Annotated in this window: 27 protein-coding genes and 1 pseudogene; 13 read left to right on the top strand and 15 right to left on the bottom strand. The window is 64.7% G+C overall.

All coding sequences use genetic code 11. The features are described 5' to 3' along the window. Positions 1 to 75 precede the first annotated feature (75 nt). Positions 76 to 1,023: a D-2-hydroxyacid dehydrogenase gene (locus QYL91_RS03525; RefSeq protein WP_302081998.1), complete on the bottom strand. Its 948-nt coding sequence runs from the start codon at positions 1,021 to 1,023 to the stop codon at positions 76 to 78. Positions 1,024 to 1,128: 105 nt separating this feature from the next. Here QYL91_RS03525 and QYL91_RS03520 point away from each other — a divergent pair, with 105 nt between their 5' ends. Together QYL91_RS03520 and QYL91_RS03515 are read left to right on the top strand one after the other, a co-directional pair. Then, the gene (locus QYL91_RS03520) at positions 1,129 to 2,262 is read left to right on the top strand and encodes a thiolase family protein (protein WP_302081997.1); all 1,134 of its coding nucleotides are present in this window, start codon (positions 1,129 to 1,131) and stop codon (positions 2,260 to 2,262) included. Between the two features lie 419 nt (positions 2,263 to 2,681). Beyond that, positions 2,682 to 3,119 carry a PaaI family thioesterase gene (locus QYL91_RS03515; RefSeq protein ID WP_302081996.1) on the top strand — a complete coding sequence of 146 codons (438 nt, stop codon included), beginning with the start codon at positions 2,682 to 2,684 and terminating at the stop codon, positions 3,117 to 3,119. Between the two features lie 8 nt (positions 3,120 to 3,127). Here QYL91_RS03515 and QYL91_RS03510 read toward each other — a convergent pair whose 3' ends face one another. From QYL91_RS03510 to QYL91_RS03500, 3 genes are all read right to left on the bottom strand, one after another. Then, positions 3,128 to 5,050, bottom strand: a complete 1,923-nt coding sequence (locus QYL91_RS03510) for a cation:proton antiporter domain-containing protein (protein ID WP_302081995.1) — start codon at positions 5,048 to 5,050, stop codon at positions 3,128 to 3,130. A 75-nt stretch (positions 5,051 to 5,125) separates the two neighbouring features. Then, a complete protein-coding gene (locus QYL91_RS03505; RefSeq protein WP_302081994.1) occupies positions 5,126 to 6,037 on the bottom strand; it encodes an MBL fold metallo-hydrolase in 912 nt (303 codons plus the stop codon). 63 nt (positions 6,038 to 6,100) lie between these two features. Next, entirely contained in the window at positions 6,101 to 7,738 is a 1,638-nt protein-coding gene (locus tag QYL91_RS03500; protein WP_302081993.1) for a potassium channel family protein, read from the bottom strand. Positions 7,739 to 8,058: 320 nt separating this feature from the next. Between QYL91_RS03500 and QYL91_RS03495 the strand changes: the two genes are divergently transcribed. Continuing rightward, positions 8,059 to 8,214 carry a hypothetical protein gene (locus tag QYL91_RS03495; RefSeq protein WP_302081992.1) on the top strand — a complete coding sequence of 52 codons (156 nt, stop codon included), beginning with the start codon at positions 8,059 to 8,061 and terminating at the stop codon, positions 8,212 to 8,214. A gap of 91 nt (positions 8,215 to 8,305) precedes the next feature. Then, on the top strand, positions 8,306 to 9,685 hold the full coding sequence (gene serS / locus QYL91_RS03490; protein ID WP_302081991.1) for a serine--tRNA ligase: 1,380 nt from the start codon (positions 8,306 to 8,308) through the stop codon (positions 9,683 to 9,685). On the opposite strand, the gene QYL91_RS03485 is transcribed toward serS, so the two are convergent. Both QYL91_RS03485 and QYL91_RS03480 read right to left on the bottom strand, forming a co-directional pair. Then, complete coding sequence (locus QYL91_RS03485; protein ID WP_302081990.1) at positions 9,686 to 10,042, bottom strand: nuclear transport factor 2 family protein; 357 nt, start codon at positions 10,040 to 10,042, stop codon at positions 9,686 to 9,688. Positions 10,043 to 10,044: 2 nt separating this feature from the next. Beyond that, entirely contained in the window at positions 10,045 to 11,541 is a 1,497-nt protein-coding gene (locus QYL91_RS03480) for a redoxin domain-containing protein (RefSeq protein WP_302081989.1), read from the bottom strand. Positions 11,542 to 11,646: 105 nt separating this feature from the next. Here QYL91_RS03480 and QYL91_RS03475 point away from each other — a divergent pair, with 105 nt between their 5' ends. Beyond that, positions 11,647 to 12,156, top strand: a complete 510-nt coding sequence (locus QYL91_RS03475; protein WP_302081988.1) for a DUF367 family protein — start codon at positions 11,647 to 11,649, stop codon at positions 12,154 to 12,156. 24 nt (positions 12,157 to 12,180) lie between these two features. Here the strand turns inward: QYL91_RS03475 and QYL91_RS03470 are convergent, their stop codons facing one another. Next, positions 12,181 to 13,239 (bottom strand): hypothetical protein, encoded by a 1,059-nt coding sequence (locus QYL91_RS03470; protein WP_302081987.1) that lies wholly within the window; start codon positions 13,237 to 13,239, stop codon positions 12,181 to 12,183. Between the two features lie 76 nt (positions 13,240 to 13,315). Between QYL91_RS03470 and QYL91_RS03465 the strand changes: the two genes are divergently transcribed. Together QYL91_RS03465 and QYL91_RS18285 are read left to right on the top strand one after the other, a co-directional pair. Next, positions 13,316 to 13,465: a 50S ribosomal protein L40e gene (locus QYL91_RS03465; protein WP_302081986.1), complete on the top strand. Its 150-nt coding sequence runs from the start codon at positions 13,316 to 13,318 to the stop codon at positions 13,463 to 13,465. 198 nt (positions 13,466 to 13,663) lie between these two features. Beyond that, positions 13,664 to 13,780, top strand: a pseudogene (locus QYL91_RS18285) (DUF8106 domain-containing protein); the annotation flags it as partial. A 20-nt stretch (positions 13,781 to 13,800) separates the two neighbouring features. Here QYL91_RS18285 and QYL91_RS03460 read toward each other — a convergent pair. Together QYL91_RS03460 and QYL91_RS03455 are read right to left on the bottom strand one after the other, a co-directional pair. Next, positions 13,801 to 14,052 (bottom strand): hypothetical protein, encoded by a 252-nt coding sequence (locus QYL91_RS03460; protein WP_302081985.1) that lies wholly within the window; start codon positions 14,050 to 14,052, stop codon positions 13,801 to 13,803. Between the two features lie 68 nt (positions 14,053 to 14,120). Beyond that, positions 14,121 to 14,732, bottom strand: a complete 612-nt coding sequence (locus tag QYL91_RS03455) for an MBL fold metallo-hydrolase (RefSeq protein ID WP_302081984.1) — start codon at positions 14,730 to 14,732, stop codon at positions 14,121 to 14,123. 135 nt (positions 14,733 to 14,867) lie between these two features. Between QYL91_RS03455 and QYL91_RS03450 the strand changes: the two genes are divergently transcribed. From QYL91_RS03450 to phaC, 5 genes are all read left to right on the top strand, one after another. Continuing rightward, positions 14,868 to 15,047: a DUF5786 family protein gene (locus tag QYL91_RS03450; RefSeq protein WP_302081983.1), complete on the top strand. Its 180-nt coding sequence runs from the start codon at positions 14,868 to 14,870 to the stop codon at positions 15,045 to 15,047. A gap of 2 nt (positions 15,048 to 15,049) precedes the next feature. Continuing rightward, complete coding sequence (locus QYL91_RS03445; protein WP_302081982.1) at positions 15,050 to 15,625, top strand: endonuclease dU; 576 nt, start codon at positions 15,050 to 15,052, stop codon at positions 15,623 to 15,625. A gap of 31 nt (positions 15,626 to 15,656) precedes the next feature. Continuing rightward, entirely contained in the window at positions 15,657 to 16,268 is a 612-nt protein-coding gene (locus tag QYL91_RS03440) for a uracil-DNA glycosylase (protein ID WP_302081981.1), read from the top strand. 43 nt (positions 16,269 to 16,311) lie between these two features. Further along, a complete protein-coding gene (hisH, locus tag QYL91_RS03435; RefSeq protein WP_302081980.1) occupies positions 16,312 to 16,962 on the top strand; it encodes an imidazole glycerol phosphate synthase subunit HisH in 651 nt (216 codons plus the stop codon). Between the two features lie 186 nt (positions 16,963 to 17,148). Then, positions 17,149 to 18,474, top strand: coding sequence for a class III poly(R)-hydroxyalkanoic acid synthase subunit PhaC (phaC, locus tag QYL91_RS03430; protein ID WP_302081979.1), 1,326 nt, complete (start codon positions 17,149 to 17,151; stop codon positions 18,472 to 18,474). Positions 18,475 to 18,484: 10 nt separating this feature from the next. On the opposite strand, the gene QYL91_RS03425 is transcribed toward phaC, so the two are convergent. Together QYL91_RS03425 and QYL91_RS03420 are read right to left on the bottom strand one after the other, a co-directional pair. Beyond that, positions 18,485 to 18,775, bottom strand: a complete 291-nt coding sequence (locus QYL91_RS03425) for a hypothetical protein (RefSeq protein ID WP_302081978.1) — start codon at positions 18,773 to 18,775, stop codon at positions 18,485 to 18,487. 143 nt (positions 18,776 to 18,918) lie between these two features. Continuing rightward, positions 18,919 to 19,467, bottom strand: a complete 549-nt coding sequence (locus QYL91_RS03420; protein ID WP_302081977.1) for a DUF192 domain-containing protein — start codon at positions 19,465 to 19,467, stop codon at positions 18,919 to 18,921. Between the two features lie 158 nt (positions 19,468 to 19,625). Between QYL91_RS03420 and QYL91_RS03415 the strand changes: the two genes are divergently transcribed. Beyond that, positions 19,626 to 20,372: a ribonuclease H-like domain-containing protein gene (locus tag QYL91_RS03415; RefSeq protein ID WP_302081976.1), complete on the top strand. Its 747-nt coding sequence runs from the start codon at positions 19,626 to 19,628 to the stop codon at positions 20,370 to 20,372. A 3-nt stretch (positions 20,373 to 20,375) separates the two neighbouring features. Here QYL91_RS03415 and QYL91_RS03410 read toward each other — a convergent pair whose 3' ends face one another. The 4 genes from QYL91_RS03410 to QYL91_RS03395 are packed head-to-tail and all read right to left on the bottom strand — an operon-like array spanning position 20,376 to position 23,382. After that, positions 20,376 to 21,098 carry a 2-oxo acid dehydrogenase subunit E2 gene (locus QYL91_RS03410; RefSeq protein WP_302081975.1) on the bottom strand — a complete coding sequence of 241 codons (723 nt, stop codon included), beginning with the start codon at positions 21,096 to 21,098 and terminating at the stop codon, positions 20,376 to 20,378. Further along, a complete protein-coding gene (locus tag QYL91_RS03405) occupies positions 21,095 to 21,355 on the bottom strand; it encodes a lipoyl domain-containing protein (protein ID WP_302081974.1) in 261 nt (86 codons plus the stop codon). Before QYL91_RS03405 ends, QYL91_RS03410 begins: the two co-directional genes overlap by 4 nt. A 3-nt stretch (positions 21,356 to 21,358) precedes the next feature. Beyond that, on the bottom strand, positions 21,359 to 22,369 hold the full coding sequence (locus QYL91_RS03400) for an alpha-ketoacid dehydrogenase subunit beta (protein WP_302081973.1): 1,011 nt from the start codon (positions 22,367 to 22,369) through the stop codon (positions 21,359 to 21,361). Further along, a complete protein-coding gene (locus tag QYL91_RS03395; RefSeq protein WP_369685619.1) occupies positions 22,369 to 23,382 on the bottom strand; it encodes a thiamine pyrophosphate-dependent dehydrogenase E1 component subunit alpha in 1,014 nt (337 codons plus the stop codon). Before QYL91_RS03395 ends, QYL91_RS03400 begins: the two co-directional genes overlap by 1 nt. Positions 23,383 to 23,524: the final 142 nt, after the last annotated feature.

The raw sequence follows: 23,524 nt of genomic DNA, 5'->3' as shown, positions 1-23,524 counted from the left end.
AAGTCACTCGAAATCCCTTGCCGGAGCCCCAATGTCACCCGCCGATGGCACTCCGCGTGGCCCGTCCGTGCCGGCTCAGACCGCGCGGTTGCGCAGTTTTTCGCCGCGGTCCCGCCGTGCTATGTTCTCAGCGAGGATGTCCGCAACGCGCTGGTAGTACTCGGGCGTGTCACCGGAGTTGTGCGGCGTGACGAGGACGTTCGACAGCGTCCACAGCGGGTGGTCTTCCGGCAGCGGCTCGGGGTCGCTCACGTCCAGCGCGGCCCCGCGGATGTCGTTGCCACGGAGTGCGGACACGAGCGCGTCAGTGTCGACGACTGGGCCGCGCGCGACGTTGACGAGCACTGCTTCCGGCGGGAGCGTCTCGAACACCGACTGGTCGACGAGATGCTCCGTGGCGTCGGTCAGCGGACAGGCCAACACCAGATAGTCCGTTCGCGCACACGCCTCGTGAATCTCCTCGAAGCCGACGACCTCGTCGGTCGGCCCGCCCTTCTCGGGGGTGTACCGGACGCCGACGGTCTCGACGTCAAAGGTGGCCAGGCGGTCGACGACCGTCTCCCCGATGGCACCAAGGCCGACGACCGTGACCGTGCTCCCCTTGAGTTCCCGTGTCTGGTAGTGGCGCCACTCACGGCGCTGTGTCTGCTCCCAGCCCCGGTGGAGCCCGCGAGCGAAGGTGAGCAGCGACCCGACGACGTACTCCGCGATGTTCGGGCCGTGGACGCCCGAGGCGTTCGTGACGGCAACGTCCCGCTCCTCGAAGGCAGCGAGCGGGAGGTGTCCGGTCCCGGCGTACAGACAGGCAAAGAGCTGTAACTCCTCGGCGGCGGCGAGCAACTCCTCGTCCATCTTGAGCCCCGTGACGACCGGCGCAGAGGCGACGAGTTCGCGCTCTTCGTCGGGCGTTCGCGCCAGTCGCACGTCTCTGTCGGGCAGTCGCTCGCGGATCGCGTCGACGTACGATTCGATCGGTCGGCCGTGAACTCCCCGCCGGAGGACGACGATGTCTGGGTCGCTCATACAACGACTACGTCCCCGGCCGACTTATCGATGGGTGGCGAAAACTCCAGTTCTCTCGCTTTCGGTTTGTGAGCGTTTAACAGGGATGCGGTCGTTGTCGGTGACATGGCACAACCAGTCATCGTCGAAGCACTGCGGACACCGCTTGGCAAGGAAGACGGCGCGTTCGCCGACGTACGCAGCGAGGACCTCTCGATTCCGCTCATCAACGAGATTCTCGACAGCACCGGTATCGCCGGCGAAGACGTCGACGACCTCCTGTGGGGGTGTGCCCAGCAACGCGGCGAGCAGGGCAACAACGTCGCACGCGTCATCGCGCTGATGTCCGACCTGGGCGAGTCGGTGCCCGCCAGCACTATCAACCGCTGGTGTGCGTCCTCCGCCGAGTCGGTGATGCGCGCGGCCGACGCCATCGCCGCCGGCCAGCGCGACGTTCTCATCGCTGGTGGCGTCGAATCGATGAGCCGCGTGAAGATGGGCGAGAACACGCACAAGGTTCACCCGCGTCTCAACGAGTACTACAACGTCGGGGAACTCCAGATGGGGATGACCGCCGAGAAGGTCGCCGAGAAGTTCGACATCTCCCGGGAAGCCCAGGACGAGTACGCCCTCCGGAGCCACGACCGGGCCGCTGAGGCAACCGAGTCGGGCGATTTCGCCGAGGAAATCGTCCCCATCGAGACCGAGGACGGCACCGTCGAGAGAGACGAGGGCATCCGCTATGACACCAGCATGGAGAAGATGGCCGGTCTGCCCACGGTGTTCAAATCCGAGGGGACGGTCACGCCGGGCAACGCCTCCCAGACGACCGACGGCGCAGCGGCCCTCGCCGTGACGAGTCGCGCGTACGCGGAGGACCACGGCCTCGACATCATGGCCGAGGTGGGCAACCACCAGGTCGCGGGTGTTGACCCGACTATCATGGGCGTCGGCCCGGTTCCGGCCGTCCGCCAGCTCTCCGAGCGCACCGGCCGAAGCACCGACGAGTACGACCTCGTGGAACTGAACGAGGCCTTCGCGTCGCAGACGCTGTACTGCCGGGACGAACTCGGCTTCGATGACGACATATTCAACGTCAACGGCGGCGCAATCGCGCTCGGGCACCCGCTGGGGGCCTCTGGCGCGCGCCTGCCCGTGACGCTGCTCCACGAGATGCAGCGCCGCGACGCCGAACTCGGTCTCGCGACCGAGTGTGTCGGCTTCGGTCAGGGTGCGGCAATCGAGTTCGAGCTAGCCTGAGGGCGACCCTCAGCCAAAACCGACAGCCGCACTGCGGTGGGAAGTCATATTTAACAACAATCTTGGTTTATAATCCCCTGACAGCATACATTCGTGGTCTAATTATAGAGAATTATGGCTGAATGGGCTACACTCTAGCGCAATATTGGGCGCAATAACTGTGGTATTTACGTTCTGCTTCGAATAGAGGGCTGGGGGGTTCGGACCGCCGGCTCACCTGTATTCACTGCTTCAGCCCCAGTGCTCGTTGCTGTGTCCACCTGCCGGCGGCCGAACTTCTCCCGCATTTTGGCGTGTCAGGTTGATGGGTCGCCGCTGTCGCTGTCGCGTGCCAGCGGACTCACTGCCGCCTGCGACCACACCTGTCCCGTTGTCGACTGTTCGACGAGGCTTATGCGTCGGGAACCGCTCGCTGTGGTATGGACCTGGTAGCACTTCTCAACCAGACGCCGTTTCTCGGGTTGCTGGGTATCGAGGTGACCGAGGCGGCCGACGGCCACGCCGAGGCACGACTCGAGTTCTCCGAGGACCTGCTCTCGAACCCGACCGGCGACGTTATCCACGGCGGGGCGACGTACGCACTCGCCGACATGGCCGGCGGCGCTGCGGTCATCTCGCTGTCGAAGGCCGTCTCACCGACCGTCGATATGCGGATGGACTATCTCGCCCCGGCGACGACGGACCTCGTCGCCGACGGCGAAGTCGTCCGGTTCGGGAAGAATCTCGCGATGACCCGCGTCGACGTCCACGACGCGACGGGCACGCACGTCGCGACGGCTCACGGAACGTACAAAACCGACGGCCAGGGCGAAGAGACACCGTGGGCCGACGACAGCGGACTCCCGGACGAAGTGTAGGCGGTTCGTTACCCTTGCAGGAGTTCCATTCCTTCTCGAACCGGGTCGTGCTGGCCGAGCAGGGTGAGTTTGTCGCCGCGCTCGACGACGTAATCTGCCGTGGGAACCATCGTCTCTCCGTTCCGACTCACGAGCGCCACGAGGCAGTCGTGGGGCAACATCGGGCCGACCTCCTCGATTGATTTCCCGACGATGTCCTCGTTTCTGACCTCGATTTCTTGGACGTCACCAGTGCCGCCGACGCCGGTAATCCACTCCGAGAGCGCGGGCCGTTCTATCTGGTTGTCGATTGCCCACGCCGTCGCCATCGGTGAGTCAATCGTGTTGACACCGAGGTCCTGGAAGGCCGCGACGTTGTCGGGGTCGTTGGCCCGCGCGATTATCTTTTCGGTGTCGAACTTCGATTTGACCAGCTGTGAGACAAGCAGGTTGGTGTCGTCGTTCCGGGTCGCGGCGACGATGGTCTTTGCGTTCTCGGCGCCGGCGCCACGCAGTACGTCCATGTCCGTCCCGTCGCCCCACTCGACTGTGTAGCCTTCATTTCTTGCGTCCTCTACCTCGGCTTCTTCTTCTTCGACCAGAACGACGTTCTCTCCTCGGTCTTGGAGGCGGTCGGCGAGCGCACGGCCCACCGTTCCACCGCCGACGATGATAACTCGCATTGGTATCACATTCAGATATTCCGCGATGTAGCGCGCGAGGCCACCCTCGAAGACGACCGTGACGAGGATGACCAGAAAGACGGTGCCGACGAGGATGTCGGCCTGATTCGACAGCGCCGCTGCCTCTGTCAGTAGTTCAGCCGACTCCGGGCCCGCGACGGCTTCCGCTTCGGTCCGGAGTTCGCTGGCCTGTGCCCGGAGTTCGACGGCAAACAGCGTCGCCACCGAGGCCGGGATGATACCCCGCGGCCCGATGGCGCTCATGAGTACGCGTTCGTTCGTCGAGAACTGCCCGCCGGTCGTCGAGACGAACACGAGCAGTGGCCGGAGGACCAGCGCGACGGCGACGACGACGAGCAACTTCGGGATGGCAAGTTCCAGCAACACGTCAACTCGCAGGAGCGCTGCCAGCGCGATGAACACGAACGAGAGCACGAGCAGCGTGATGTCGCCTTTGAAGTCGGTGACGTTCTGCTCGTAGGGGATGTCCGCGTTCCCGAGGACGAGGCCAGCGGTCGCCGCCGCGGCGACGCCGGCTTCGGCCAGTTGCGCGTTGGCGATGGCATAGGAGACGAGTGCGCCGGCCAGCACGAGCAGGCGGGCGTTCTGTGGTGCCGCACCCGGCGAGAGGTCGATGTACTGGAGCATATAGTAGACGATGCCGGCCACGACCAGTCCGACGAGGATGCCAGTCCCCAGTCGGGCGGTGAAGTCGGCGATGAGTCCGTTGTCGGCCGTCGTCGGATTGACGACTTGGAAGAACACGACCGCCAGAATTGCCGCCGTGACGTCGTTGACGATTCCCTCCGTCTCCAGGGCGGCCGCGACGTGGTCCCGGACCGGAACGACGTTCAGTATCGGCGTGATGACGGTCGGTCCGGTGGCGACCAGCAACGCACCGATGAGGAACGCCAGCGCCCAGTCGATGCCCATGGTAAACCGGGCGACTGTGGCCGTCCCGACGAGTGCGATTGCCGCACCGACAGTGACGAGTCGGAACGTGGCCGCAGGTGCTTCACGGAGTCGCTCTATCTTCAGGTGGAAGGCGCCCTCGAAGACGATGATGGCGACCGCGAGCCCGACGATAGTCGGGAGCCCTTGCCCGAACGCCTCGGGTGTGACAAAGCCGATTCCCTCGGGCCCCAGTGCGATACCGGCGGCGAGATAGAAGATGATGCTGGGCATCTCGTATCTGCTCGCCAGCAACTGCGCGATGACGCCAAGCGCGATGATGCCTGCAACGAGCAGTATCAGTTCGTTTGCCGCCACCGTGTGCCCTCCATCTGTCAAGTCGAACGACTGGGCGGCATATAAATACAGTCATGCCGTCGCTACCTCCTCTGTCTACTTATCGCGGTGGTCGAGATACGTGAGCACGCCGCGGACGTTCAACCGCTCCTCGTCGCGGCCCTTCCGCTCGCCCCACACCTCCGTTGCGTCCGTCGACTCCTGGAAGTACTCGATGACTGCCTCGTCGTCGTCGAGTCGCTCGCGGACCCGCTCGATGTCGGCAACCCACTCCTCGGTGACTGTCGCGTACTCGGCCAGCCGGTCGTCAGCCTCCCAGTCGCCGAAGTGGCCGTAGTACAGCGCCGACGGGTCGAGTTCCTGGAGCATCTCCACGTCCGCGAGCACTTGGGGAAGGTCGAAGGTCGGGGGCGGACTCGTCTGTCGCACACCGTTTGTCGCGGGCGTACAGATGCCCGCGGCGTCGGCGGTGAACACGCCGTCACAGACCGGGTCGTAGTAGACGGCCTGATGGGGTGCGTGGCCCGGTGCGTAATGAACGTCTAGTTGGTGGTCACCGAGGTCGATTGTGTCGCCGTCAGTGAGTTCCGTGATGCGCTCCTCGGGAACCGGTTTCGGCTCGGCGTAGTACTCGATCTGGCTCTCGACGGCCGATTTGGTCCCCTCCCAGAGCCGCCCGGGGTCGGCGAGATGTCCCGCACCCACTTCGTGGATGTACACCTCGGCGTTCGGGCAAGCCTCGGCGAGATAGCCGGCGCCGCCCGCGTGGTCGAGGTGGACGTGTGTCGGTGCGATGACTTCGAGGTCGTCGGGTTCGATGCCGACCTCGGCCATCGCGTCGACGATGGTCTCCCAGCGCAGGCCGATGCCGGTATCGATTAGCGCGGGGCGCTCCGCGTCGAGGATGTAGATTGCACCGTACTCGGGCGTGTCGTACATCTCCGTGTCGACGTAGTAGAGGTCCGTGCTGTCGCCCGCAGTCGCTTCGTAGAGGTCGCCAAGTGCCATGTCGGAAGTGCACTGCCGGCCGGCAAAAGCGTTCGGCCTCGCGTGCTGTGGCTCGCAGTCTGGCTACGACCCGAACGCGGTCTCGAATGCGGTCGTGCTCTCGTCGGTCCCGGCGACGACGGCCTCGTCGCCCGCCTGGAACTCGAAACTGTCGGGGTCAAATTCCGTAATCGTTTCGCCGTCCCGGACGATTGCCACGACCGTACACCCCGTCTCCGACCGGATTGCCGCCTCAGAGATGGTCGACCCCGCCAGACTGCCTGCCGACAGGCGGACGACGTTTATCTGTTTGCTGTAGGACAGCACGTCCTCGTCTTCGAACACCGTCGAGGCGAGCATCCGCCCGCTAATCGTGGCCAGCGACTGGACGTAGTCGGCCCCTGCACGGCGGAGCTTCTGGGTGTTTTCCTCCTCGTTTGCCCGGACGATGACGCGCACGTCGGGGTTCTGTCGCCGGGCAATCAGCGTCGACAGTGTCGCAGCCGTGTCGTCACCGACCATGAGCAACAGCGCAGAGGCGTCGTCGATGCCGGCCGCCTGCAGGACCTCGGGGTCGCGTGCGTCCCCGACCACGTCGACACCGCCTTTCTCGACGCTGTCGAGGACTGTCACCTCCGAACTGGTGTCGGTCAGGGCGTCGTGTGCGGCCTGTCCGGAGTCGCCGTAGCCCGCGAGGATGACACGCTGGGGCGAGAGTTGCCGGACCGTCGACGCCGTCGCCTCCCGGAGCGCGGTCAGTCGGTCCGGGTCGCCGGCCGCAAGCAGGCGCGTCCCCGGTTCCAGTTCGGTGTCGGGGTCGGCCGGCGTCTCGAAGTCCCCGTCGACCCACGCCCCGAGGACGTTCACGCCGAACCGCTCGCGGAGGTCCGCCGCCGCGAACGTCCGGTTGGCGAGTTCGCTGCCGGGTTCGATTGCAAACTCCACGAGTTCGAACGCCTCGCCGATGACGACACTTTCGTCGACGCTCGCGGTCACTGCTGTCGGGAGTTCGGCGGCCAGACTCCGCCCGAGCAACTGTCGGGGGGAGAGCACGTCGTCGGCACCGGCGGCACTGTGATACTGGGCCAGTTCCGCGTCTTCGACCAGCGTCACCATCTGGACGTCCGGAGCGACCGCTCGGACCGAAAGGACGATGCTCGCGTTCGTATCGTCACTGCTGTCCGCGACGACCGCACGCGCCTTCTCGACGTGTGCGGCCTCGAGGACGGCAGTCGACTCCGGGTCGCCGTGGATGACCTCGTAGTTGTCCTCGTGGAGATTCTGTGCCCGCTCTTCGTCTGGCTCGACGAGCACGTACGAGTGGTCTCTGGCGTCCAGTTCCGTGACGAGGGCATCCGTCCGCGGTGTGTGCGAACAGATGACGACGTGGCCGTCACGTTCGGGCGTCGACGTTGGCGCTGCCGACGAGAGCGCGCTGCGGAGCCACGGCACTGCGAAGACGTCGACGGCCGTGAGGATGAGCCCGATACCGGTAAACTGCATCAGGATGACCAGCGCGTTCATCTGCGGGCTCTGCCACGGTGCGTCTTCCCCGTATCCGGTCGTGGTGAAACTCTGGACGACGACTTCGAGCGACTGGTAGAGCGGGCGCGGCCGCCCCTCCCACACTGCCATCCCGTAGCTGTAGGCGAGGGTCAACACGACGGTCGTCGCGATTACGAGCCCGAGATAGGAAAGGGTGCGCCGGTTCAGAAACGACATACAGGACCGTCTCGCGCCCTGGTCTTGATTCTCGGGGATTGGCGCGGTTCGGCGTGCTCGGCGGGTATCCGTGTTTGCTGGTGACACGTCACCTATCTGGTATCGTGGGACACTGTCGCATGTGACGCTGGCGCTTGGGGCCACGAGAGAGCGCTTCTACGGTCGCTTGCGGACCGTCTCGGACATCGTCTAGACTGATAGACGACTTCGTCGGAGTCGTTTGCGTATGTTGCCAGGAATCGATATGCAACTCTAGTGTGTACATAGTAGTATGACTTCGACTGGAGTGAATCGGGCGGTAGCCGCCCGGCAGGTGTAATATGGCCCCGACGACCGACACTGCGGTCTCTCTGGACCGCATCAGAGCAGTGTACGACGAGTATCCGGTCGGGGACTCGACGGTCGGCATGCTGTCGGATCCGCTGAACGAACACGCCTGGATATACTCCACCGAGACCGTGTCAGTCGACCCGTAGCCGCTTTTTCGCGTTCGATGCCGGGCTGCCGAGCCGCCAGTGTCAGGGCAAGAGCGACACGGTTTAGCCATTCCGTCGAGAATCCGGCATCATGTTATCGAGGCAGTTCCTCCGCGAACACACCGAGGAGGTCCGCACGGCGCTGGACCTCCGTGGCAGCGACGCCGACCTCGACGCGATTCTCGACATCGACGAGGAGTGGCGCGACCTCAAAGCGCGTGGCGACGACCTGCGCCACCAGCGCAACGAGGTCTCGAGCGAGATCGGCGAACTCAAACAGGCGGGCAAAGAGGAAGAGGCCCAGGAAGCAATCGAGCGCTCCTCGGAACTCAAAGCCGAGATTCAGGACGTAGAGGAGCGCGCCGACGAACTCGAAGCCAAACTCGACCAGCACCTGCTCGAACTGCCCAACGTCCCACAGGACGACGTGCCACCGGGCGACGACGAGACCGACAACAAGGAGGTCCGCTGCGTCGGTTTCGAGGACGCTCGCGACCTGCCCGAAGACGTCACGCCCCACTACGACCTCGGCGAGGACCTGGAGATTATCGACTTCGACCGCGGCGCGAAGGTCGCCGGCGGGGGCTTTTACTTCCTGAAAGGCGACGGCGCACGGCTGGAACATGCGCTCATCCAGTTCATGCGCGACGTGCATCGCGAGCAGGGGTACACCGAGGTGTTCCCGCCGATTCCGGTCACCTCCGAGTCGATGCGCGGGACCGGCCAACTCCCGAAGTTCAACGAGGACGCCTACCGCGTCGGCGGCGGCGAACACGACGACTACGACGACGACGACCTCTGGCTCTGTCCCACCGCGGAGGTGCCGGTCACCAACATGTACCGCGACGACATCCTGCTCACAGACGACCTCCCGATCAAACACCAGGCGTACACCCCCAACTTCCGCCGGGAGGCCGGCGAACACGGCACCGAAACGCGCGGGATGGTCCGGGTCCACCAGTTCAACAAGGTCGAACTCGTCAACTTCGTCGAACCCGACGACAGCGACGACCGACTCGACGCACTCGTCGACGAGGCCGAGGAGGTGCTCCGGCGACTGGACCTCCCCTATCGCGTGGTCAAACTCTGTGGCGGGGACCTCACCTTCGCCTCCGCGAAGACCTTCGACATCGAGGTGTGGGCGCCCGGCGACGACATGGAACACGGCCCCGAGGTCGGCGGCCGCTGGCTCGAAGTCTCCTCGGCATCGAACTTCGAGGCGTTCCAGGCGCGCCGTGCTGGCCTTCGCTACCGGCCCGAACGCCACGAGTCGACGGAGTATCTGCACACGCTCAACGCCTCCGGGCTGGCGCTCCCGCGCGTGATGGTCGCGATTCTCGAATACTACCAGAACGACGACGGCACTGTCACGGTCCCAGAGGCACTTCAGCCGTATCTCGGCGGGCAGGAGGTCATCGAGGGCCACGACCCCGTCGGCGAGGCGGCGGTCGGTGCCGGCGAGAAAGAGTGATTACGCGGTAAACGTTCGGACCTTCGCTATCTTCTCTCCCTCGAAGGTAAATTCGTCTGCGAACGCTGTAATCGCCTCGCCGTCGGCATCGAGTAGCCGTCCGCTGACGATGAGGTCCTCGCCGTCGACCTGTTCGTAGACTCCCTCGACGGGGTGGGTGGTATCGCTTGCCGGCCGCTCCTCGCGCATAAATTCGATAAACCGCTCTCTGCCTTCGAGGGTCATATCGGGGCGATCGTGGACGAAATCAGGAGCGAGCAGGTCTGCCAGCAGGTCGTAGTCGTCCTCGTCGAGGCCGCGATAGTAGGCGTGTGCGGCCGCCTGCGGCGAGCGGTCCGGTGTGGTGTCTTCCGACATCGTCACAGTGAGTCCGGGACGCCGTGGCTTCCACTGTCCAGGCCGCTGCCGTTTCCGTTCTTGCCGTCTCCGTTCTCGTCGTTTTCGTCGTCCTCGTCATCTTCGTCTTCGGTCGGGTCGTCGGCTTCTGTGGCGGTTCCGTCCGTCGGGTCTGCCAGGTCGAGTTCGATGTCGTCCTCGTCGAGTTCGCCCTCGACGTCCTCGGCGTCTGGCTGTTCCGCACTGTCAGCGTCGGTCGGTGACGCCTCGCCCTCTCGCTCGTCGCGGTCGTCGCCGTCGAACTCGTCTGACTCGTTGTCGGCTTGGCGCGCTTCGCGCCGGCGCTTTGCCTTGGCCTGCTTTGTCTGCTCTTCGAGTTCGGCCGCAATCTCTTCGAGTTCCTCGTCGTCTATCTCGTCGCTGTCGTCGTCTTCGGCCTCGTCTGTGGTGTCCTCGCCAGCGTCGGCTGGCTCGGTGTCCGTTTCTTCGCTCGCGGTCGTGTTGGCGGCATCGCCTGCCATCTCGTCGGCTACCTCCTTGGCTTCTGGCGTCTCGGCTGTGCCGTCGATGTCGGTCCCGAGGGTCGGCGTCGGCCGGTCGTCGGTCGGGATGAGCGTCTCGTCGTCGCGTTCGCTGTCGGCGGGGTCTTCTTCCGGTGGGAAATCGTCGGGGTCCGGTGGCTCGGGGATGTCGCGGGCCGTCTCAAGCGGCGTCTCGGCGTCGGTCCGCATCTGCTTTCCTTTGGCACCTTCGCCGCTGGCGTAGGCGCTCGCCGAGTCGGCCAGCCACTCGGCTGCCTGCCAGAGCGCCTGTGCCTTCTGTTCGGCGCGCTCGAAGTACGTCTGTGCCGTCTCGTCTTCGGAGAATCGGACCGCGGTGTCGAACTGGTCTTCGGCCTCCTCGAACTCGGTTCTGGCTCGCGTGAAATCGTTCTGTGCCATCATCCACTCCCGCTCCGAGAAACCCTGCATCCCGCTCGTGAACGCTCGCCGTCCCTCGACGTAGTGGGCGTGGCCGACGCGATACCGGGCCTCTGCGGTGCCATCGCCGCCGATGTCGTCGACAGCCTCGCGCACCTCGTCGACCGGCGGGAGCCGTCGCAACTCCTCGGTTTGCCAGGCGTACTGGACTTCGCCGTCGGGGTCGATGACCACCACGGCGCGGTTCGTGAGATACCCCGCGTGTGGGTCGTCGACAGTGACACCGTATTCGGCGGCCACCTCGCCGTGGACGTCCGCGAGCAGGGGGATGTGCAGGTCGTACTCGTCGGCGAACGCGCGGTGGCTGTAGACGCTGTCGGCCGAGATACCGAGAATCGTGACGTCTTTCTGCATCGTAAAGAGGTCCAGTTCGTCTAAGTCCGTCTCCTCGGTCCCACAGGCCGGGTTGAAATCGGCAGGATAGAAGGCCAGAATGACGATGTCGTCGCCGACGTAGTCGGCGAGTGAAATCTCTTCGAGGTCCCCGTCGACCACTGCCGGCAGCGAAAACTCCGGGGCGACGTCGCCTTCGGCAATCATTATCCTGACATCTGCGTACGCGCACTTAATACTGGGGGCATTTTCTCAGCGACCGGCGCGTCGCGTGGCGGTTCGCTTTTGTCCGTCTGCCGACCTAGGTGGGGTGTGGAGCTACACGTCCGGTACGAGGGCGACGACGACCCGAAGAAGTGCACGGCCCGGAAACTGGAGCGATTGGACCACGTCGAGTTACACCGCTCTGCGCGCGCGACGCCGCCGGGACTCGTGCTCAATCCCTTCGCCGAGCGGGCGCTCTCGCCGGCCGACCGCTACGAGACCGGCGGCGTCGGCGACCGTCTCGTCGCGCTGGATTGCTCCTGGGAGACTGCAGAACGTGAGGCGTTCGACCTCGACGGCGTTCACCGGTCGCTGCCCTTTCTCGTCGCCGCCAACCCCATCAACTACGGGACGGCATTTCAGCTCAACACTGTCGAAGCGTTTGCCGGCGCGCTCGCTATCCTCGGTGAACGCGACCAGGCCGAGGAGATTCTCTCGACGTTCTCGTGGGGGCCGACCTTCCTCGAACTGAACGCGGAACCGCTCGAACGGTACGCCGAGTGTACCGATTCGAGCGACGTCGTCGCTGTCCAGGACGACTACCTGGCCGAGGAGTGACGCGTGCGTGCTGTCGACACCTGCTTACTCCCACCCGAATCCAGCGTCGACTTCCGAGACAGCGAGCGGACTGGACGGCACGTCCGGACTCGGTTCGGGATCGTTGTACGCCGGTGGTGCAACGTCGTTTGGCCCGTCGGGATAGAAGAGACTGGCCAGCAACTGGATGTGCCGGCGTCCCACGTCGAGTTCGAACTGGCCACCGCCGTACAGCTGGATGTTGCGTTCCGCGCAGTAGTCGATGGTGTCGAGCAGGGACTCGACGCTCCCGAAGCGGGAGGGCTTGATGTTGAGCCACGACGGCTCGAAGGGCAACGCCTCGATATCGTCGATGCCGTGAATCGGGGCGTCCCAGGAGACCCGCGACTCGGCGCCGTCGAAGAGCGCCCGAGTCTCCTCGGTGAGGTCGGGGTCCTCGACGACGGCGTCGGGAAAGGTCGTCAAGAGCCGCTCGTAGAGGTCGGGGTCGGCCGGGTTCTCGACCTCCGTTCCCTCGTAGTGACCCTTGAAATCGAGGATGCGGATGGCGTCGGTCGCGGCGAGTTCGTCGATGACCTCGCCTGGCCAGTCCGGCGTCGGGTCGGTCTTGAACGTCAGCGCCGGGTCGACGTCCAGCCACCGGTGGATGCGGTCTGCAGTCGGCGGCTCGTCGCTCTCGGCGTCGCTCAGGCGCGTGCTGACGACGAACGAGACCGGGTCAACCTGCCGGTCGAGCCGGGCAGACAGCGTCGTGTCGGCCTGTCGGAGCGCCAGGTCGAGGGCGGCACTCTCGAACCCCCAGCGGCGGTAGTTCTCGAACACGTCCCGTTCGGGCCCCTCCGAGAAGAGGTCGGTGTCGGCCAGCAGCGACGAGAACGCATCCAGCGTGTACTCGCCAGTTAGGTCCATGGAGAGGTCGGCCCAGCGGTCGGGGTCGTGTGCCTCGGCGGTGTAGGTCACGTCCTCGCCGCGGCCACGTTCGCCCTCGCCAGCGAGCGTAATGACGGTGGTCGCGCGGACGAATCCGCTGGACGTGTCGCGTTCGCGTCGCTCAGTCGTCACCGAGTCGACGACGAGCGGGAGGTCAGCAACGCTGTCGTACATAGCGGGATATCGGCCGCACATGTGAAAACACGGTCGAAACCACGGTACTTAAGCGCGCCCGTGAGCAATCGCGGGTATGGCCAGGTTCGAGAAAGCCGAAGACCGCATCTTCAACAAGCAGGTCTGTATGCGCTGTAACGCACGCAACCCACAGCGAGCGACCGAGTGCCGCAAGTGCGGCTACGGCAACCTCCGTCCGAAAGCCCGCGAGACTCGGAGCACGTAACTGCACACTTCTCGCTTGCTGTCTCCGCTCACGCCGAGTGACAACATTTTCGACTGGCGTGACTACCTCTTTTCGAGTGGAATAGCATGACTGCCGTGTACGCTGGCCGCACTACAAGATGGTACTTGAAACCATAGGTTACCAGCAAATGTCAGGCAGCGCCATACTTATGTACGAACCAGCCGTAATGTAGTATGCATGCCACACCAGCCAAGTCAGTCGTCTTCCGCGACGCGTGCTCCAGGACAGAAGAGCGTACTTTTCTGTCCTTTCTGTGCGCACGAGAGTCCGGTTGACGGGGACTGGCAGGTCCAGGCACGCGGTGAGACACTCGTCTACGGCTGTCCCACCTGTGGCGAGTCAATCACCGAGCGACCGGCCGCCGGCGAGATGACGCCACCTGTGTCATCATCGTCCCACAATCTGTCCGCTGGCGGTTCGCTGCTCGCCGGGTCGGTTCGGCTCGCATTCGCCTGGGCGACGTGGCCGTGCACTCCGACAGAGCGTGCGCTCGCTGCCGCGACCGAGACGTGTGCTGACCCCACTTCGGCACCCCCGTTTTTGTCGGTCGCGTAGCGGACCCTCACACGGGTTTCGCGGTTCGTTTCCCGACGCTGCAGCCTCTCGTGAGTGTACTGCAGACGAGACTCGGCGCTCACTCTGTCGGGTACTTTGGCTCGCGTTTCTCTGCACGTCCCAGTGCCGTCTCGACGACGTCGCGGACGTCGCCGTGGAACGTCTCACCGTGACCCGCGTACATGCGCTCGGCGCTCGCGGGCAGTCGGTCGAGCAACTCCTCGATGCTCTCGATGAGCCGTTCGCGGCTCATTCCGGGGTAATCCGTCCGTCCGAAACTCCCGTAGTCGAAGGCGCCGTCGTCGTGGACGACGACGTCGCCGGAGAACAGCGACCGGTCCCCGACGAAGGCGACGTGGTCGTCACCGTGGCCGGGGGTGTACACCGTGTCACACACTTCGTCGCCAATCTGTACGGTATCGCCGTCGGCCAGTTCGTGTGTCCGCACTGCGTGGTCGGCGTAGGCGTGACAGTCCGCGTCGAAGGCATCGACGACTGTCTCTAACTGTTCGATGTGGTCGCTGTGCTGGTGGGTCACGACGACTTTCGAGAGCGTGTCCGTGTGCTCTCGTATCACGTCGACGACCCCATCCATCGCGCCGGCGTCGACCAGTGTCGGTTCTGCACCCAGTGCCAGGTACGCGTTGCAGGTAAATTCCTCCGCGTCCGCGGTGACGGTGACGACGTCCATACCGGTCCATGGGCCGGCGCTGGCTTGAATCTGGGCCCTCGATTGCCAGGCTTCCCAAACGTGACATACTTCACCGTGGCATACTGTCTCACTTCCCGGGTGTTTTTGTAGTACGCCTCTCTAATTACTACACGTATGGGGTTCGGGAGCTACGACGAAACAGAGCAAGACAACCAGGAGTACGATACGGACTTCGAGGACGACGACGGTGTCGACACCGCGGAGAACACCCACGACGGTGACGTGGAGTTCGAATTCACTGCCTCGAACGACGAACTACTCGACCGGTTGGAGGAAATCAAGGAGAACACGTAGCTGTGAAAGCCGGGGTCCGCGCCCTCGGTGTCGCAGAGTCGTACCGTACCCAGACCAGCACGCTCGCGGGCGCTGTCGTCCGCGCGAGTCGCGTCGTCGATGACTTCGTTTTCGGGACCTGTACCGTCGGCGGCACCGATGCGACTGCGACTGTCTCGACGCTCTTTGACCGGCTGGACCGCCCCGACGTACAGTACGTCCTCGTCGCCGGCATCGCCCCGGCGTGGTTCAACGTCGTCGACTTGCACGCACTGGCAGACGCCACCGACCGCCCGGTGCTCGCTGTCAGTTTCGAGGAAAGCGACGGACTCACAGACTCGATTCGGGAGGCCTTCGACGGCCGCGCGGCCAAGCGACGACTCGCGACGTACCGCGCCCAGCCAGACCGCCAGCGCGTGTCGGTCGGTGACGACACTGTCTTCGTCCGGAGCGTCGGCGTTCCCGACGACGAAGCAGCCGAGGTGGTGCGTGCGTTCACGCCGACGGGCGGACGGCCGGAACCGCTCCGGGTGGCGCGACTGGCCGCGCGGGCCGCAGACCAGTTTCGCCGGGACCGTCTCCCCGACGAGGGACAGTAGCTTCTTTGCGGCTGGACTGTCTCCTGCGGGTATGAACGACAGCGACGACGCCGACCCGCTCGCGTGTATGGACGGCCTGAGCGTCTCGGGCTGTGAGCGCTGTCCGGACCTCGTCGACTCGCGCAGTCGCATCGTCGACGGGACCGGACCAGCGGACGCCGACCTCCTCTTTGTCGGCGAAGCGCCGGGCGCGACCGAGGACGAACGGGGCGAACCCTTCGTCGGCCGCAGCGGCGACGTCCTCGACGATGCGCTCCGGGACGTTGGGCTGAATCGCGCAGACGTCCGCATCACGAACTGCGTGCGCTGTCGCCCACCCGACAACCGGGACCCCCGCAGTGCGGAACTGGAGAACTGCCGGCCCTATCTGAACGCCGAAATCCAGCGTGTCGACCCCGAACTGCTCGTCACGCTCGGGAAAGTACCCGCCGAGCATCTGCTCGGCCGGGACGTGGCCGTCACCGGCGAGGCCGGCGAGGTGTACGACGCGTCCGTCGGGGACGGTGTCCAGCGGCTGCTCGTCTCAGTCCATCCGGCGGCGACGCTGTACGACCCGAGCCAAAAGGAGACGTTCGCGGCCGTCATCGAGAAGGCGGCAGAGTATGCGGGCGAGGGCGGACAGTCGACGCTTGGCTCGTTTTGACCGAAAGCGAACGCACTTATCGCTCGCCCGTGTACGCACGCCCATGAGTACGACGCGGCAGACGGCCGCTGACGTGGTCGTCGTCGACTACGGCCTGGGCAATCTCCGCAGCGTCACGCGCGGACTCGAACGGGCCGGGGCGTCGGTCGAACTGTCCGCCGACCCCGAGACGCTGGGCGCGGCCGACGGTATCGTCCTCCCCGGCGTCGGCGCGTTCAGCGAGGGCATGGAAAATGCCGGCCCGTTCCGGGACGCACTCGTCGCCGAGGCCGAGGCTGGCACACCGCTGTTCGGTATCTGTCTCGGGATGCAGATGCTCCTGACGACCAGCGAGGAGGCCGACCACGCCGGCGAAGGTGACGCCGAGGGACTGGACCTCATCCCCGGGAGCAACCTCCACTTTCCCGATACCGTGAAGGTGCCACAGATGGGCTGGAACGAACTCGACGTCCAGCGCGAGCACCCGCTCGTCGATGGCGTCAATGGCGAGTACGCCTACTTCGTCCACTCTTACTACGCCGACCCCGACGACGACGATGCTGTCGTCGCCACCACCGACTACGGACTCGACTTCCCCAGCGTCATCGCCAACGAGGCGGGCAACGTCTTCGGAACCCAGTTTCACCCCGAAAAGTCGGGCGAGACGGGACTGCAGATTCTGCGGAACTTCGTGGATATTTGCACCGAGGGGTAGCGTCGGTCAACTAGGCGCTCGCTTGCTCGCGGAGACAGAGAGAACCACTGGTCGGTGTCCGTCACCGATGAAAGACCACCCATTACTATTGTCTTCCTGATTGTTGTCCCCAGTGATGACCGAAACCGTCCTCGGCACACCGTCACGGCAGTTGTCCCGGAGGTGGTCGCGGTGAGCTCTGGCCGGATGACCGCGTCAATCGACGCCCAGCGCCGCGTCTGGGAGCTGATGGCCGACGCCGCGGAGAAGGCAAACGTCAGCCCCGAGCGGTTCGTCGACATGATGACCGCCGACGTCGGCCACACCGACAGCGAGGTCGTCTACGAGGAGAACAAACTCGAACTCCACCACTACGAACCCGACGAGACGCGACACGAGACGCCCATCTTCATCACCTACGCGCTGGTCAACCGCCCCTATATTCTCGACTTGCAACCCGACCGGAGTGTCATCCGGCGACTGCTCGAACACGGCTTCGACGTCTATCTCATCGACTGGGGCGAGCCCTCCATTCTCGACCAGTCGCTGACGCTCGGGGACTACATCAACCGGTACATGAAAAACTGCGCCGAGCGGGTCTGTGACCACGCCGGCGTCGACGACTTCCACCTGCTTGGCTACTGCATGGGCGGCACCATGTCAATCATGTACACGAATCAGTACCCCGACCGCGTCCGCACGCTCTCACTGATGGCCACGCCGATTGCGTTCGGGCAGGACGACGGCCTTCTCGAACGGTGGGTCAACCACTACGACCCCGATACGACCGTTGAGGCGATGGGGAACCTGCCGGCGGAACTGCTGGCCGTCGAGTTCTCGATGATGGACCCCGTCGACCAGTACATCACGAAGTACGTCACCCTCTACGAGAACTTCGAGGACGAGGACTTCGTCCGGAACTTCGCCCGGATGGAACAGTGGATATGGGACGGCGTCGACGTCGCCGGGGAGGTCTACCGGGAGTTCATCAACGACATCTACAAGAAAAACCAGTTGGTCAACGGCGAGTACCACCTCGGCGACGACTCCATCAGAATCGAGGACATCGAGGTGCCGACCCAGCAAATCGTCGGGCAGTACGACGACATCGTCCCGGCCGAGTCGAGCAAACCCTACAACGACCTCGTTGGGAGCGACGACGAGCGACTCGTCGAGTTCCCGGCCGGCCACATCGGCATCTCCGTCTCCGGAAAGGCCCACACGGAACTGTGGCCCGACGTGTGCTCGTGGTTCGCCGAGCGCGACGCCCAGGCCGCGCAGTCACAGTCGGCGGCCGACGCGGGCGACGTGCCGGCCCCCGATGGCGTCTCCGTCGACAGCGCCGAAGCGACGGCCGGCCACGCAGCGACGGTCGATGCCGTCGAAGGTATCGGTCCGACCTACGCCGAGCGCCTGTCGAGTGCCGGGATCGAAACTGTCGCCGACCTCCGGGAGTACGACTCCGAGGAACTGGCCGAAATCGCCGACACCCATCCCTCTCGAACCGAATCCTGGCTGGAGAATCTGACGTAGCCGTCCCGACTTACTGGTCGTGTGCGGCCGCGACGTGTTCGCGGGCTTCTTCGGGTGTCATCCCGCGGACGCCACAGGAACACGACCGCAGTTCGGGGTCCGTGAGGTCGTTTACTTTCTCTTCGCGGACGCGCTCGAGCTGGTCGCGGTCGGCGTCGTAGTCGTAGTAGACACGGTAGTTGACCTGGACGACGCCCTCGATGCGGTGGTCTTCGTCGGGGTCGGGGTTGGCGATGGCGTCCTCGTGTTCGGCCTGCATCTGCTCTTTCCACTCGGTCAGAGTGTCCTCGGGGTCGCTCATAAGCGTTCGTCGGCCCGGCGTGTCAAAAGTCTCTGTGGCTCAGACCAGTCGCTGATAGCCGCCTCTGACGAGAAAGCCAGCGGTCAGAATCTCCCTATCGAGTGCGGTGGGCCGCTCGATTCGCTGACCGCACAGCCTCCCGATTACAGACTGGGGCCGTCGCTCGCGACTATCTCGTCGGAGACCAGCCTATCTCCTTCGGTGACGCCGCGCTCGCTCGTCCACTCGTAGTTGACCTCCAGAACGTACTGGCCGCGGCCCGGGTAGCCCTGCTCGTCGCCGTCCTCGTCCGGTCCCGGCTTGGGTGCGTGATGGATTTCGGTTATCGTCCCGTCGCTGTCGGCGTAGACGATGTCGATGCCGAAATCCATCCTGCGCATGACGAACGTGTGGTCGGCGACTACTTCGTAGACAAACAGCATGCCGCGGTCCTCCGGCAGCGATGCCGTCTCGGAGAGGCCGGTGTAGCGCCGTGACTGCGTGTCCGCGATAGCCGCCGTCACTGCGCCGAGTCGCTCCCCGCCGGTCGTTTCGAATGCAACGACCGTCGTCTCGTAGCCGGGGTGAACCGGCGTCGGTTCGGTCGTCGTCTCGGCCGGTGACTCGCCGCCCGAACAGCCCGCGAGTCCGACAGTCGCGACTGCGCCGACACGCCGGAGGTACTGCCGTCGGGTTTGCGGGTCTCCGGACACGCCAGGACGTAGCGCTCACGCGTGCAAAAAGACTCGGCACTGACACGCTCTGTCTTCGGTCCCACGAGCGACGCGAACCGACCAACCGCGGAGGCTAAGAGCGTGGCTGTGCAAGGCCGTCTCGAACATGGACGACGGACGAATCGGGGGGCGGTAGGATGCGCATCGAGAACAGTTTCATCCCCGTCTCCGGGGTCGGCGAGCAGACCGAGCGGAAACTGTGGCGGGCCGGCGTCACGACGTGGGACGACTTCGACGGCAGCGTCGTCGGGTCGACGACCGCCGAGCGCATCGAGTCGTTTATCGACACCGCTCGCTCGCATCTCGACGCCGGGAACGCTCGCTACTTCGGCGAGCAGTTCCCCTCCGGCAGCTACTGGCGACTCTACGAGAACTTCGCCGAGGAGACGTGCTTTCTCGACATCGAGACCACCGGACTCGACCACACTCACAACGACGTGACCGTCGTCGGACTGCACCGCGGCGGCGACACCGAGGCGCTCGTTCAGGGCCGGGACCTCACCCGTGAGCGACTCGCCGCCGAGCTCTCAGACGCTGCACTCCTTGTTACCTTCAACGGCAAACGGTTCGACGTGCCCTTCCTCGAACAGTCGTTCGACCTCGACATCGACGTTCCGCACCTCGATTTGATGTATCCCTGTCGCCAGATTGGGCTGGACGGGGGACTCAAGGAAATCGAGCAGGCGGTCGGCATCGACCGCGACCGGCCGGACCTCTCCGGTCGGGACGCAGTCCGGCTCTGGCGCGAGTACGAGCGCGGCGACGAGGACGCACTGGAGACGCTCGTCTCGTACAACCGCGACGACACCGCGAACATGGAACGACTGGTTGATATTGTCACCCACCGACTCCACAAGGACGTGTTCGTCACACCCGAGCAGTAACTCTCACCCGACGTATTTCTCCGCGGCAGCGACGTGTTCTGCGAGCGTCCCCAGGAACCGGGCGGCGTCGGCTCCGTCGACGACCCGGTGGTCGAAGCTCAGGTCGAACGTCAGTCTGTGCTGCCGGGTGACGTCGTCGCCGTCCGGGACGACATCTTCGGTGATGCGACCGACGCCGAGGATGGCGATTTCCGGCGGGTTGATGACCGGGTTGAAGCAGTCGACGCCCAGCGGTCCGAGATTCGAGACGGTGAACGTCCCGCCTTTGAACGTGCTCATCGAGTACTCGCCGCCTTTGACCTGTTCGGTCAGCCGTTGCCGTTCGGTTGCTATCTCGCCGAGCGTTTTCGGGCCGATGTCGGCGACGACGGGCGTCACCAGTCCCTCGTCGATGTCGACGGCGACGCCGACGTTGTGCTCCTCGTAGGTTCGGTGGGTCCCCTCCTCGAAGGTGGCGTTGAACGCCGGGTGTGCCTCGAGGGTCTCCGAGAGCGCACAGAGCAGTACGTCCATCGTCGACGGGTCGACGGAGTCCTCGTCACCCCCGTCCGTGGGGCCGGCGGCGTCGGCAGCGGCGAGCAGTCCCTCGGCATCGACCTTGCGGCTGACCGTCACGTGGACGGCCTCTTGGTAGCTCTCCTGGAGCCGGTCGGCGATGGTCTTGCGCATCGGACCGAGCGAGTGTTCCTCGCGAACCGTGCGCGGGGCGGGTCCGTTCCCGCTCATGCTGGCTCCAGCCACGCGAGCGTGTCCCCGCGTTCGAACTCGTCGTCCTCATCACAGACGATTTCGGCCAGTGTCCCGTCGGCAGGTGCGAGCACGTCGACGCTGACCTTCTCGACCTGGACTTCACAGAGGCTATCGCCTTCGTCGACGCTCGCTCCCTCGCGGGTGAACCAGTTGACGACGACACCTTCGTCGCTGTCGGCGTCGTCGGGCCACTCTGCCAGTGTCACCGCGACGCTGTCTTCGTGTTCGCTCATCGATTACTGTGTCCGCTCGACTGCCGATGCAATGTCGTCTGCGTCCGGGACAACCTCCTGCTCCATCGGCCGCGAGTAGGGGATGGGGACGTCGGGCAACGCCACCCGCTCGACGGAATCGAGCGCGGCGAGTGACTCGTCGGCCACGCTGGCTACGATTTCGCCGGTCACGCCGTAGGAGCGATAGTCCTCGTCGACGACGACCAGATTCCCCGTCTTCTCGACGGACTCGACGATGGTCTCGGTGTCAAGCGGGACGAGCGACCGCAGGTCGACGACTTCCGCGTCGATTCCGTCCTCGGCCAGCGACTCGGCGGCATCGAGTGCCCGGTGGACGTGCAACCCGAGCGTGACGATAGTGGCGTCGTCGCCCTCGCGTTTCACGTCGGCACTGCCGAAGGGGATAGTGTAGTCTTCCTCCGGGACCGGCGTCTTCGGCCCGTCGGGCGCGGGAAGCCAGCCGATGCCCATCAGGCGCTTGTGGAACATGTAGACGACGGGGTCGTCGTCGCGGATGGCGTTGTGCATCAACCCCTTTGCCTCGTAGGCAGTCGAGGGGACGACCACCTTCATGCCGGGCATGTGCGCGAAGGTGCCATACAGCGTCTGGGAGTGCTGGGCGGCGTCGTTGTAGGTGCCCCCGACTGCGGCGGTCAGCACCATCGGGACCGAGAAATTCCCGCCGCTCATGTAGGTGTTCTTGGCCATCTGGTTGTAGATCTGGTCCATGGCGACGCCGAAGAAGTCGACGAACATCAGCTCGGCAATCGGGCGCATCCCCGACTGGGCTGCCCCGACGGCCGCGCCGAGATACGCCGTCTCGCTGATCGGCACGTCCATGATGCGGTCGTAGCCGAACTCGTCGAGAAGGCCCTGCGTGGAGTCGAAGATGCCGCCGTAGTCGGCCACGTCCTCGCCCATGTAGAAGACGTCGTCGTCCTCGCGCATCTCCGTCGCGATGGCCTCGACCATCGCTCTGCTCATCGTCAGTTCGCGGTCGACTTTCTCGGACATCAGTCGTCACCTCCTGCGAGGTCAAAGTCCGGTTCGCTGTCTGTCACGCCGCTTGGTGGATTCACCCACATGTCCTCGTAAGCGCCCTCCGGGTCCGGCTGTGGCTGGTCTTTGGCCCACTTGATGGCTTCTTCGACGCGCTCGTGGCCCTTCTCGCGTAGCTCCTCGATAGTGACGTTCTCGACGCCGTGGGCGCGCAAGTCGGCGGCCAGCCGTTCAATGGAGTCCCGTTCGGCGGCCGCTTCCTGGTCTTCTTCGGGTCGGTAGCTCTCGGGGTCGCCCATGAAGTGTCCCATCCGGCGGTGGACCTGTACCTCCATGACCGTCGGCCCGTTCCGGTCGCGGGCGCGCCCGACGGCTTCGGCGGCGGCGTCGTAGACGGCCACCGCGTCGTCCGTGTCGACGCGGATGCCGGGCATCTCGAATCCATCGGCACGCTGGGAGCCGTCCTGTACGTCTGTCACCCGTTCTTTTGGCATGCTGATGGCCCAGTCGTTGTCCTCGATGACGAAGACCACCGGGAGGTTCTGTACTGCGGCGAGGTTCAGTGATTCCAAAAATGCTCCCTGGTCGATTGCGCCCTCACCGAGGTACGCGACGGCGACGCTGTCGGAATTGCGCTTTTTCGCCGCCAGTCCCGCACCCACGGCGGGTGGACACCCCTCCGCGATGATGCCGCTGCACGCGAAGTTCACCTCGGGGTCGAACAGGTGCATGTGTCCGCCTTTTCCTTTGCCCAGACCCGTCTCGCGGCCGAACACCTCGGCGGTCATCCGTTTTAAGTCGACGCCCTTCGCGATGGCGACGTGGTGTGGCCGGTGTGGCGCTGTCACTGTGTCGTCGTCGCGGAGATGCTGGCAGACGCCGACCGCCGCTGCCTCCTGGCCCGCCGCGAGATGAAGCTCTCCTGGAATCGGCCCGGCGGAGATATCGAAGGCTGGCTGTTTTCCCTCTAGGTACTCCTCTTGTAGCCGCTCTTCGTAGTGACGCGCTGTCACCATGTCGACGAACATCTCTTGTAGCTCGTTAACTGATACCATGATAATACGTCTCTCTAGTAGGAAAACGCAATATATAATGATACGGGTACGTCCGCGGGAGCGGACGAACTGGGGGGTGCAGTCGTCACGTACCGACCGGCGGTGTGCCGCGCTG

It is taken from the genome of Salinibaculum rarum (assembly GCF_030505615.1).
In the GTDB taxonomy this organism is placed as follows: Archaea; Halobacteriota; Halobacteria; order Halobacteriales; family Haloarculaceae; genus Salinibaculum; species Salinibaculum rarum.
The sequence above is the reverse complement of the archived record's forward strand: the minus strand, read 5'-3'. Positions and strand labels throughout refer to the sequence as shown.